Annotated in this window: 11 protein-coding genes; 6 read left to right on the forward strand and 5 right to left on the reverse strand. The window is 72.5% G+C overall.

Annotated features, from left to right (window positions below; all coding sequences use genetic code 11):
* Nucleotides 1-41: 41 nt before the first annotated feature.
* A complete protein-coding gene (locus tag ACI3KY_RS14010; RefSeq protein ID WP_404930773.1) occupies nt 42-695 on the forward strand; it encodes a metal-dependent transcriptional regulator in 654 nt (217 codons plus the stop codon).
* Between the two features lie 21 nt (nt 696-716).
* Here the strand turns inward: ACI3KY_RS14010 and ACI3KY_RS14015 are convergent, their stop codons facing one another.
* Nucleotides 717-1,658, reverse strand: coding sequence for an SDR family NAD(P)-dependent oxidoreductase (locus ACI3KY_RS14015; RefSeq protein ID WP_404930774.1), 942 nt, complete (start codon nt 1,656-1,658; stop codon nt 717-719).
* Nucleotides 1,659-1,720: 62 nt separating this feature from the next.
* On the opposite strand from ACI3KY_RS14015, the gene ACI3KY_RS14020 reads away from it, so the two are divergent.
* Nucleotides 1,721-2,530 (forward strand): HAD-IIA family hydrolase, encoded by an 810-nt coding sequence (locus tag ACI3KY_RS14020; protein WP_404930775.1) that lies wholly within the window; start codon nt 1,721-1,723, stop codon nt 2,528-2,530.
* Between the two features lie 245 nt (nt 2,531-2,775).
* Here the strand turns inward: ACI3KY_RS14020 and ACI3KY_RS14025 are convergent, their stop codons facing one another.
* The gene (locus ACI3KY_RS14025) at nt 2,776-3,804 is read right to left on the reverse strand and encodes an aldo/keto reductase (protein WP_404930776.1); all 1,029 of its coding nucleotides are present in this window, start codon (nt 3,802-3,804) and stop codon (nt 2,776-2,778) included.
* 71 nt (nt 3,805-3,875) lie between these two features.
* Between ACI3KY_RS14025 and ACI3KY_RS14030 the strand changes: the two genes are divergently transcribed.
* Entirely contained in the window at nt 3,876-5,375 is a 1,500-nt protein-coding gene (locus tag ACI3KY_RS14030; RefSeq protein WP_404930777.1) for a PLP-dependent aminotransferase family protein, read from the forward strand.
* A 9-nt stretch (nt 5,376-5,384) separates the two neighbouring features.
* Nucleotides 5,385-5,957, forward strand: coding sequence for a YdeI family protein (locus ACI3KY_RS14035; protein ID WP_404930778.1), 573 nt, complete (start codon nt 5,385-5,387; stop codon nt 5,955-5,957).
* A 164-nt stretch (nt 5,958-6,121) separates the two neighbouring features.
* Here ACI3KY_RS14035 and ACI3KY_RS14040 read toward each other — a convergent pair whose 3' ends face one another.
* The 3 genes from ACI3KY_RS14040 to pyrE all read right to left on the reverse strand — a co-directional run bounded on the left by ACI3KY_RS14040 (nt 6,122) and on the right by pyrE (nt 8,362).
* On the reverse strand, nt 6,122-7,009 hold the full coding sequence (locus ACI3KY_RS14040; protein WP_404930779.1) for an RNA polymerase sigma-70 factor: 888 nt from the start codon (nt 7,007-7,009) through the stop codon (nt 6,122-6,124).
* 10 nt (nt 7,010-7,019) lie between these two features.
* Complete coding sequence (locus ACI3KY_RS14045; RefSeq protein ID WP_404930780.1) at nt 7,020-7,610, reverse strand: carboxymuconolactone decarboxylase family protein; 591 nt, start codon at nt 7,608-7,610, stop codon at nt 7,020-7,022.
* A 173-nt stretch (nt 7,611-7,783) separates the two neighbouring features.
* Nucleotides 7,784-8,362 carry an orotate phosphoribosyltransferase gene (gene pyrE / locus ACI3KY_RS14050; RefSeq protein ID WP_194412411.1) on the reverse strand — a complete coding sequence of 193 codons (579 nt, stop codon included), beginning with the start codon at nt 8,360-8,362 and terminating at the stop codon, nt 7,784-7,786.
* Between the two features lie 60 nt (nt 8,363-8,422).
* Here pyrE and ACI3KY_RS14055 point away from each other — a divergent pair, with 60 nt between their 5' ends.
* Together ACI3KY_RS14055 and ACI3KY_RS14060 are read left to right on the forward strand one after the other, a co-directional pair.
* Nucleotides 8,423-9,262, forward strand: a complete 840-nt coding sequence (locus tag ACI3KY_RS14055; RefSeq protein WP_404930781.1) for an exodeoxyribonuclease III — start codon at nt 8,423-8,425, stop codon at nt 9,260-9,262.
* 185 nt (nt 9,263-9,447) lie between these two features.
* Nucleotides 9,448-10,483: sigma-70 family RNA polymerase sigma factor (locus tag ACI3KY_RS14060; protein ID WP_404930782.1), on the forward strand; the 1,036-nt coding region annotated here is incomplete at its 3' end.

Here is a 10,483-nt window from a genome sequence, read left to right on the forward strand (position 1 = left end):
CCGGCCGGAGGCGATGCGAGGGCGCCCGGTACCCTGAAGCCGTGGCCTCTCCTGCCGTCGACGACTACCTCAAGACGATCTACCACCACACCGAGTGGCAGGACGACCGCATCACGCCCTCGCAGCTGGCCGCCGAGCTGGGGCTCGCGCCGTCGAGCGTCACCGAGATGGTGCAGAAGCTCGCCGCGCAGGGACTCGTCACCCACCGCCCGTACGGGCCGGTGTCCCTGAGCGCCGAGGGCGAGCGACGCGCAGCCGCCATCATCCGCCGGCACCGGCTCATCGAGACGTGGCTGGTGCGCGAGTTCGGCTACGCCTGGGACGAGGTGCACGACGAGGCCGAGGTGCTCGAGCACGCGATCAGCGACCGGCTGCTCGAGGGCATCGACGACCGCCTCGGGCGCCCCCGCTTCGACCCGCACGGCGATGCGATTCCGGATGCCGCGGGCCACGTCCACCGCGAGTCCTTCGTGGTCCTCGGCTCGGCGCCGGCGGGCCACGTCGGGCGGGTGCTGCGCGTGAGCGACCGAGACCCCGAGCTGCTGCGGGCGGTGGAGTCCGCCGGCGTCGCGGTCGGCGCCGTCGTCACCGTGACGGACGCCTCCACCCTGCGGCTCGTGACAGACGACCCGGCCGGGGCTGTCGACGTCGCGCTGCCCGCCGCGGCGGGCCAGGCGGTCTGGCTCAGCGCCTGAGGGCGCGGCGCCGGCGACGGGTCACCGCGCGGCGACCTCGAACGGCCAGTGCACACCCGTGGCCGTCTCGGCCACGTCCCAGAGGCGTGCGCCCACCTCGGGGTCACGGGTGATCTTGGCGGCCGTCTGCAGGCGCGGCTCGCCGCGTGAGCCGGTGCGCGGGCCCCAGAACTCTCCGCCCTCGACATCGGGATCGGTGAGCGCCCGTACGAGCGACCACGCCCCGCGCTCCTTCGACTGAGCGATCGCGGCCTGCAGGTTGTCGCGGAAGCGCTTGGCGCGCGAAGGCTCGTTGACCCCCACGATGCCCGGGGTCCGGCCTCCGGTGGAGTACCCCGGGTGTGCGACGACGCTGGTCACCGGAACCGCTGCGGCACGCAGGCGCCGATCGGCCTCGAAGCCGAGCGCAGCTGTCGCGACCTTCGACTGGACGTACGCGCGCCAGGCGGTGTACCCGTCGGCCAGCTGCGGGTCGACGGGGTCGTACGGCGTGAGCGACGTCGACATGCTGCCGAGCCACACCATGCGACCGGATGCCTGGGCCAGCGCCGTCAGCAGCTCTCCGCCGAGCGCATAGTGGCCGAGCGCGTTGGTCGCGAACACCACCTCGTGGCCGTCGATCGTGGTCTCGCGGGTCTTGGGGGCATGCACGATGCCGGCGTTCAGCAGCACGCCGTCCAGCCCGCCCCGCCCTCTCACGCTGGCGGCGGCCGACCGCACCGATGCCAGGTTGCTCGTGTCCAGGATGAGGGGCTCGGTCGCGTCGGGCGCGGCATCCGGAACCCGCCGCCGGATCGCGGCGCGCGCCGCGGACAGCCGGTTCGGGTGGCGGGCGGACATGAGCACCTTGGCCCCCGCGCGCACCAGCTGTTCGGACGCGAAGTAGCCCAGGCCGGCGTTGGATCCGGTCACGAGATACACGCGTCCGGACAGGTCGGGAAGGCTCCGGGGGTCCCACGTCACGGCTTCGACCCTACGCCCGCGCGAGACCCTGATCACGCCACGCGACCGCATAGCCTGGACGCATGCGCACCCGGTCCGACATCGAATGCTGGCTCACCGACATGGACGGCGTGCTGGTGCACGAGAACATCCCTGTTCCAGGCGCCTCCGACCTGCTGGAGCAGTGGCGCGCGCAGGGCGTGCCGTTCCTCGTGCTGACCAACAACTCGATCTTCACGCCGCGCGATCTCTCGGCCCGGCTGCGGGCGTCGGGACTGATCGTGCCCGAGGAGTCGATCTGGACATCGGCGCTCGCGACCGCCGATTTCCTGAAGTCGCAGATGCCCGGTGGCACGGCGTTCGTCATCGGCGAGGCGGGCCTCACAACCGCCCTCCACGAGGCGGGCTTCATCATGACCGAGACCGACCCCGACTACGTCGTCGTCGGCGAGACCCGCAACTACTCGTTCGAGGCGATCACCAAGGCGATCCGCTTCATCGGCACCGGCGCCCGCTTCATCGCGACGAACCCGGACGCCACCGGTCCGTCGACCGAGGGCGTGCTGCCCGCGACCGGCGCCATCTCGGCCCTCATCACGAAGGCGACCGGCATGGAGCCGTACGTCGTCGGCAAGCCGAACCCCATGATGTTCCGCTCGGCGATGAACCGCCTCGGCGCCCACTCCGAGAACACCGGCATGATCGGCGACCGCATGGACACCGACGTCGTGGCCGGCATCGAGGCCGGCCTCCACACGGTCCTCGTCCTGACGGGGATCAGCGATGCGGCCGAGATCGCCCGCTACCCGTTCCGGCCCGACGAGGTGCTCGACTCGGTCGCCGACCTCCTCGACGCAGAGCCCGTCGAGTCCGAGGACCCCGAGCTGCTGTAGCGCTCCGCGCCGCAGCATCCGTTCGCCCTCATCCGCGGGGCCTGCGCGTCCTCAGCTGAGGAGCCCTGCCGGGATGAGGAGCGAAACGCATGGTCACGCCCTCATCTCGGCTCACGTCCTCAGATGAGGAACGGATGCCGCAGCCGCGGGCCGTGCGAGGCCTGAGGCACGAAGGCACGCGGCGCGCCTCGAACACGGGGCGCGGGCGCGGCGGGCTTCCGCAGCGCCCGCCGCACCCGGTCCGGTCACGCCGGCTCGAGGCGCGCCCGCACCTCGGCGTCCAGCACGAGGTCGGCGGCGTCGAGGCGGTCGCGCTCCTCGGGCTCCAGCACGAGGTCGACGGCGGCGAGCGCCTCTTCGAGCTGGGCGACGCTCGAGATGCCGACCACCGGGATGACCGGCACCGGCCCGCCGAGCAGCCATGCGAGCGCCACCTGGTTGGGCGTCGCACCGATCTCGGCGGCGAGGTCGTGCAGCACACGGAGGCGCTCCCGGTTCGACGCGTGGCGCATGGGAGCCCACATCGGCTTGTCGTCGCGCGTGAAGGCGCCCTGGTGCAGCGGCGAGTAGGCCGTGATGGTCAGCGGCGGCCGGCCGTCGACGCCTGCCGAGGCCGCAAAGTCCAGGAGCTCGACCGACACGTCGTTCGTACGCCCCGCTGCCGGGCTCGGGTAGACGTAGCTGTAGCCCTGCTGCACGACGCCGTACGGGTCGACGCCCTGCCGCAGCGCCTCCTCCCGCGCTTCGACCAGACGCCAGAGCGCGACATTCGAGATGCCGGCGATGCCGACGAGCCCCTCGCGCTGCAGCTGTCCGAAGGCGGCGACGGTCTCGGCGAGGGGCGTTTCGCGGTCGTCCACGTGCCCGTACAGCACGTCGAGGCGGTCGATGCCGAGGTGCTCCAGGCTGAGGCGCGCCTCGCGGGCAACGACGTCGGCTGAAAGCCCCTGGAAGTTCGTCGGCTCGACGTTCTGAAGCGGCAGCGCGGGGTCCTTCTTGGCGGCGCCGAGCTTGGTGGCCAGGCGCACGTCGCCCAGGCCGCCGCGGCGGCGGATCCACTCGCCGAGCACGTCCTCGCTGTCGCGCCCGTGGCCGCCGACCCACGCGTTGTAGTTGTTCGCGGTGTCGACGAACGTGCCGCCCGCGTCGGCGAACCGGTCGAGGATCGCGAGTGATGTCGCGGTGTCGGTGCGCGTGCCGAAGAACATGGTGCCGAGGCACAGGGTCGAGACCTCGAACGAGGTCGATCCGCTGGAGATGGTGCGGTACTGCATGGCGGTCCCTTCCTGGGGTTGGCGTGCTCCCATCGTGATGCGCGAACGGTCTGGGAGTACGATCCGATTCCATGGCAGAAGTCCAGACCAATTCGGTCGCGTGGGAGACGCTCCTCGACCTCTCGGCCTACGCCGGTCCCCGCCACGTGCGGCTCGAACTGGCCGTGAGGGATGCCGTCGCCACCGGTCGGCTGCCCTCCGGCGCAGTGCTTCCGCCGAGCCGGCTGCTCGCGACGTCGCTGGGTGTCTCCCGGTGGGTGGTCACCGAGGTGTACGGGCGTCTCGCGGCCGAGGGGATCCTCGACGCCCGCACCGGTTCGGGCACCCGCGTCGCCGCACGGGTCGCCGTGGCCGCGGCCCGCACGGCGCCGCCCCCCGCAGGGCAGCAGCGGCGAGCGCGCTTCGACCTCACCCCCGGCGTCCCCGACCTGCGGCACGCCCCGCGCGCGCTGTGGCTGCGGGCGATGACCGAGGCACTGGCGCACACGCCCGACGCGGAGCTCTTCCCGCTCGACGGCGACGTTCCGGCGGCCCGGGTGGCGCTCTCCGCCTACCTGGCGCGCTCCCGCTTCGCGCGGGCGGATGCCGACGCGGTCGTCGTCACGCACGGCGCCGCCGACGGCATGCGACGGGTCGCGCGGGCACTGCACGGCCTGGGGCACCGCGCGCTCCTGGTGGAGGATCCGTCGTGGCACCGCATGCGCCACGTCGCGGCGGCCGAGGGTCTCACCCCGGTGCCCGTCAGGGTCGACGAACACGGTGTCGACGTCGACGCGCTGGTGGCGGCATCCGTCCGCACCGGTGCGCGCGCCGCGCTCGTGACCCCTGCGCACCAGTTCCCCGTCGGCGTGCCCCTCTCGGCCGAGCGACGCGAAGGCCTGATCGCCTGGGCCCGCACGTGCGAGGGCGTCGTGATCGAGGACGACTACGACGCGGAGTTCCGCTACGACCGCCGCCCGATCGGCGCACTCCAGGCGATGGCACCCGACCGGGTCGTGCTCGCCGGCAGCCTCAGCAAGACGGCGACGCCGGCGCTCGGCATCGGGTGGCTGGTGCTGCCGCCGTGGCTGCGGGATGCCATGACACCGGCCGGTGTCCGCGGTGCGGATGCCGCCGCGCCGTCGACCATCGACCAGCTCGCCCTCGCCCGCTTCCTCACGACAGGGGGCCTCGACCGCCACCTGCGCGGCGCCCGCGCGCGCTACCGGCGCCGTCGCGAGGCGCTGCTCACGGCCCTCGGCCGCGCCCTGCCGGACTGCCGCGTGTCGGGCATCGCGGCGGGGCTGCACCTCGTGCTCGACCTGCCTCCCGGGGTGCGCGCGGTCGATGTCGTGCGCGCCGGTGCCGCACACGACGTCGCGCTCACCGACATCCGCCGGTACCGCGTCTCGCCCGATGCGCTCGCTCCGGAGCGGCTCGTGATCGGCTACGGCGACCTCGCCGACCCGCTGGTCGACGAGGCCGTGAACCTCCTCGCCGCCGCCGTCCGCGGGGCGGCGGGGCGAGGCGGGGCGCCCGCGGAGGTCGTCGCCGGCGGCGAATCCCCGCGTGGCGACGGCACCGCCCGATAGGGTCGCCGCATGGGTGCGCTCGACGACGGCGAGAAGGTGGAGGCAGCGGATGCCGCGGCCTGGCGCGCGTGGCTGGACGCGAACCATCGCGCCTCCAAGGGCGCGTGGCTGGTGCGGGCGCGGCCGGGCTCCGGGCTCGAGTTCGTGGCCTACGAGGACGCGATCAGGCAGGCGCTGTGCTTCGGGTGGATCGACGGCCCGGTGCGCTCGTTCGACGAGCAGCGCGGCGGGCTCTGGTTCGCCCCACGACGCCCTTCGAGCGGCTGGGCGGCGACCAACAAGGCGCGGATCGCAGAGCTCGAGGCCGACGGGCTGCTCACGGAAGCCGGCATCCGTGCCATCGAACTCGCGAAGCAGAACGGGTCGTGGGCCGTGCTCGACAACGCGGAGGCGATGCGCGAGCCCGACGACCTCGCGGCGGCCCTCGACGCCGTGCCGTCCGCGCGCAGCGCCTGGGACGCCTTCCCGCCCTCGAGTCGCAAGATCGGCATCGCGAGCGTCGACTCGGCCCGCCGGCCCGAGACCCGCGCCGCGCGCATCGCGAGGGTCGTCGCGGATGCCGTCGAGGGGAAGCGGCCGTGATCTCGCCCGCCGAGCAGACGCTGCTGCTCTCGATCTCCGCCCTCATCGCGCTCACGACCCTGGTGCTCCTGGTCTGGCGACTGTGGCGCGGACGGGGACGCGACGACTGATCGCAGGATCAGCGTGCGACCGCCCGCAGGATCAGCGCGCCAGGGTTCACCGGGTCAGCGCGCCACCTCCGCCTCGGCGTCGAGCCAGCCGAGCTTGTCGGGGTTGGCGATGGAGTAGATCCGCGTGATGCGCCCCTCCTCGACGGTGAGGCTGACGACACCGGCGAGCTCGCCGTCGAGCTCCACCCGGATCCCCGGCTGCCCGTTGACCCAGCTCGGCGATGCCACGAGCGTGCCGTCGACCTTCGACATCCCGCCGATGAGGTAACGCGCCAGGCGCTCCGCGCCGACGATCGGCCGCCGCGCGGCACCCCGCACCTTGCCGCCGCCGTCCGCGACCGACACGACGTCGGGGGCGAGCACATCCATGAGCCCCTGCAGATCGCCCGTGTTGAGCGCGGTGACGAGCCGTTGGACGGCTTCCTCGTGCTCCGCCGGAACGACGCGCACACGCGGGCGGCGGGCGGCGACGTGGTCCTTCGCCCGGTGCGCGATCTGCCGCACCGCCGCAGGACTCTTGCCCACGGCATCCGCGATCTCGTCGTACGGCACGTCGAACACCTCGCGCAGCACGAATACGGCGCGCTCGGCGGGGCCGAGCGTCTCGAGAACGGTGAGCATCGCGATGGAGAGGTTCTCGGCGAGCTCGACGTCTTCCGCGACGTCGGGGCTCGTGAGCAGCGGCTCGGGGAGCCACTCCCCCACGTAGTCCTCGCGACGCCGCGACACCGTGCGCAGGTGGTTGAGCGCCTGGCGCGTGACGATGCGCACCAGATAGGCGCGCGGCTCCTGCACGGTGTCGTGGTCGACCGCGGCCCAGCGCAGCCACGACTCCTGCAGTACGTCTTCGGCGTCGGCCGCCGAGCCGAGCATCTCGTAGGCGACCGTGAACAGCAGATTGCGGTGCTCCACGAACGGATCGGCGACGTGAGCGGTGCTCATGACGGCGAGCCTACGCGCGGGCTGCGACGGCCGGTCGCTGGGCCAGGGGCGGCAGACCGCACGAGTCCGAGAACTGCTCGGAACGGATGCCGAGGGCCACGTTCATGCGGGCCGACATGTTCATGAACGCGACGCGGGCCGCGAGCTCGATGAGGCCCGCTTCACCGAGCTGCTCGAGCAGCGCCGCCGACAGCTCGTCCGTCACCGCCGGGGGCGTCTGACTGGCCGCCTCGGCGTACTCCATGACCTGCCGCTCGAGCGGGGTGAAGAGCGTCGACTCGCGCCAGCGCGGAACCTCGCGCACCTTCTCCGCATCGACGCCGCGATTGCGCGACATGAAGTAGTTGAAGTCCAGGCAGAAGCTGCAGCCGATCGTCGCGGCCGCCGCCATCGCGGCGTACGTCGCCAGGTCGGCGTCCAGCTCGTGCCAGTGCTCGACCTTCTGGCCGATGCCCATCGAGTCCTTCATCACGGCCTTGTGGTGCCACAGCACGCCGACCGACTCGGGCACGCGGCCGATCATCTTGCGCGCCGCCGCCTTGACGAGGGCGCCGTAGACGCCGGTGACCTCGGTCGCGGGGATGCGGGTCGTCTCAGTCATGTCTTCCTCCGTGTCGTGGGAACGAGTCCTTCGACATGGAGACACCGGCCGGCGCCGGCGTGTGACATCGCCGCGGAGAACGCGACCGCGGCAGTTCGCTGCGAGCGCTGCGCCGCGCGACGCCGCGCTCGCCGGATACTGCCGCGCTCGCGTCGCTGCAGGTGTGCCGAGCGCTACTGCGCTTCGAGCCCCAGGTCGTCGAGGTCGATCGCGGCCAGCCACTGCAGACCCGCGGCCTCCACGGCGGCCTGCGCGCCCGTCTTGCGGTCGACGATGACGGCGACGGCCACCGGCTCCGCCCCCTCGCGGCGGAGCGCCTCGACGGCCTTGAGCGCGGACTGACCCGTGGTCGAGGTGTCCTCGAGCACCACGACACGCTTGCCCGCGACATCCGCCCCCTCCACCTGACGGCCGCGACCGTGGTCCTTGGGCTCCTTGCGCACGACGAACGCGTCGAGCGGGGTGTGGGTGCGTGCGGACTCGTGCATCACGGCGTTCGCGATGGGGTCGGCGCCGAGCGTCAGGCCGCCGACGGCGACGATGCCGTCCACGTCGCGGATGAGGTCGAGCATGATGCGCCCGATCGACGGCGCCGCCCGGTGGTCGAGGGTGAGCTTGCGCATGTCCACGTAGTACGTCGCCTTCTTGCCGCTCGAGAGCGTGAAGTCGCCGTGGAACACCGCCTCGTCCTGGATGAGGGCGATCAGGTACTGGCGATCGGCTTCGAGCGCGGGCGTGGAGGCGACGGTCATGGTGACGAGTCTACGGATGCCGCTCCGTCGACGTCCTCGGCCCCGCCTAGGCTTGATCGCATGCGCCTGGCCACCTGGAACGTGAACTCCATCCGCGCGCGGATCGACCGCATCGTCGACTTCGCGGTGCGCGAGCACATCGACGTGCTGGCGATGCAGGAGATCAAGTGCAAGACGGAGCAGTTCCCGTTCGACCGCTTCGAGGAGGCGGGCTACCACGTCGAGGCGTACGGCTTCTCGCAGTGGAACGGTGTCGCCATCGCGAGCCGAGAGCCGCTCACGAACGTGCGCACGGCGTTCCCCGGCATGCCGGGATTCGAGAAGGGGCACAACGGGCCCGACGCGCCGCAGGAGGCCCGCGCGATCGGCGCGACCGTCGGCGGCGTCGAAGTGTGGAGTCTGTACGTCCCGAACGGCCGCTCGCTCGGCGACCCGCACTACTTCTACAAGCTCGACTGGCTGTCGGCGCTCGAGCAGTACACGCGCGAGTCCCTGACGGCGAACCCCGATCTGGCGCTCGCGCTCGTCGGCGATTTCAACATCGCTCCGACGGATGCCGACAACGGCGACCCCGCCGTCGTGCAGGGCTTCGCGACCCACGTGTCGCCGCCCGAGCGCGCGGCGTTCGCTGCGCTCGAGACCGCCGGGCTGCAGGACGTGGTGCGCCCTCTGGTGCCGTCCGGCTTCACGTACTGGGACTACAAGCAGCTGCGCTTCCCCCGCAACGAGGGCATGCGCATCGACTTCATCCTCGGCTCGCACGCGATCGCGGATGCCGTCACCGGCGCGACGATCCACCGCAACGAGCGCAAGGGCGAAGCGCCCAGCGACCACGTGCCGGTCGTCGTAGACCTCGATCTCGAGGGCCCCGACGACGACGATCGCCCCATGATCTTCTGACGATCTCGAAAAACTTCTCCCGCTCGCGTCATGATCCGGCGCCGGCGGCGTCTTGCCCGGTGAACCCCCCGTTCTGCGCGCACCCCGGGAGCCTCCAACAGCGGTTTCCCAGCGCGCATCGTTAGCCTGGCGCCGATCTGCCGTCGCCGGCGGAAACCCGAAGCGCCCCCCGGCGAGGAGACATCGTGACCGCTCCCCACAGCGCCGCCATCGGCGAGCCGCTGCGCGAGCGTTCCGACGAAGACCTCGTCACCGCGACGCGCGCGGGCGACGATGCGGCCTATGCCGTGCTGTGGGAACGGCACGTCGCCAGCGGGCGGAGCGCGGCGCGCGCCGTGAGCCCGAACGTCGACCCGGACGACATCGTCTCGGAGGCGTTCACGTCGATCCTGTCGGCGATCCGCAGGGGCGGCGGCCCGACGGAGGGATTCCGTCCCTACCTGTTCGCCTCGATCCGCAACGTCGCCGCCTCGTGGGGGCGCCGCACGCACGAGCTGCCGATCGACGATCTCGACGATCGGGCCGCCGACTCGGCGGCCGAGTTCGCCGAGCTGGTGGCGGACCGGTCGGTCCTGGCGCAGGCGTTCCGCGAGCTGCCCGAGCGCTGGCGCGAGCTGCTCTGGTACATCGAGGTCGAAGGGATGAAGCCGCGCGAGGTCGCGCCCCTCCTCGGTATGAGTGCGAACGCCGTCTCGGCGCTCGCGTACCGCGCCCGGGAAGGGTTCAAGCAGGCGTGGCTCGAGGCGCACATCAGCGACCCGGCCCGGCCGGCCGAATGCCGCTGGGTGTGCGAGCTGCTCGTCGCGAGTGACAAGAAGCCCGTCGCACGGGCGGATCGTCGACGCCTCGACGCGCACCTCCAGGAATGTCAGGCCTGCCGCATCGTCGCGGCCGACCTCGAACACGTGTCGCAGAAGCTCCGTGCGGTGCTGCTGCCTCTTGTCCTCGGCGGGGCTGGGGCCCTTGCCTACACCTCCGATGCCGCCCCGGCCGCGGCATCGGTGGTCGCCGGATCGCCCTCCGGGGGTGGCGGGGCGTCCGGCTCCGGGGGACAGGCGCCGGGGGGCGCCTCCGGCAGTGGTGTCGGCGCCGGGGGCGCCGGCACCACCGCCCTCCCCGTCGCGGCGATCGGGATCGGGGTCGCCGTGCTCGCGGTGGCCGCCGCCGCAGCCGTCGCGATCGCGCTGGCGCCGTCCTGGAGTGCGCCGGCCGAGGAGCCCT

Origin of the sequence: Microbacterium sp. ZW T2_14 (genome assembly GCF_044987405.1) — a bacterium.
In the GTDB taxonomy this organism is placed as follows: Bacteria; Actinomycetota; Actinomycetes; order Actinomycetales; family Microbacteriaceae; genus Microbacterium.

Bases quoted from the DNA above. Each gene is read 5' to 3' on its own strand.
- ACI3KY_RS14020 (WP_404930775.1), top strand. From the start codon at position 1,721: ATGCGCACCCGGTCCGACATCGAATGCTGGCTCACCGACATGGACGGC.
- ACI3KY_RS14025 (WP_404930776.1), bottom strand. From the start codon at position 3,804: ATGCAGTACCGCACCATCTCCAGCGGATCGACCTCGTTCGAGGTCTCG.
- ACI3KY_RS14030 (WP_404930777.1), top strand. From the start codon at position 3,876: ATGGCAGAAGTCCAGACCAATTCGGTCGCGTGGGAGACGCTCCTCGAC.
- ACI3KY_RS14035 (WP_404930778.1), top strand. From the start codon at position 5,385: ATGGGTGCGCTCGACGACGGCGAGAAGGTGGAGGCAGCGGATGCCGCG.
- ACI3KY_RS14040 (WP_404930779.1), bottom strand. From the start codon at position 7,009: ATGAGCACCGCTCACGTCGCCGATCCGTTCGTGGAGCACCGCAATCTG.
- ACI3KY_RS14045 (WP_404930780.1), bottom strand. From the start codon at position 7,610: ATGACTGAGACGACCCGCATCCCCGCGACCGAGGTCACCGGCGTCTAC.
- pyrE (WP_194412411.1), bottom strand. From the start codon at position 8,362: ATGACCGTCGCCTCCACGCCCGCGCTCGAAGCCGATCGCCAGTACCTG.
- ACI3KY_RS14055 (WP_404930781.1), top strand. From the start codon at position 8,423: ATGCGCCTGGCCACCTGGAACGTGAACTCCATCCGCGCGCGGATCGAC.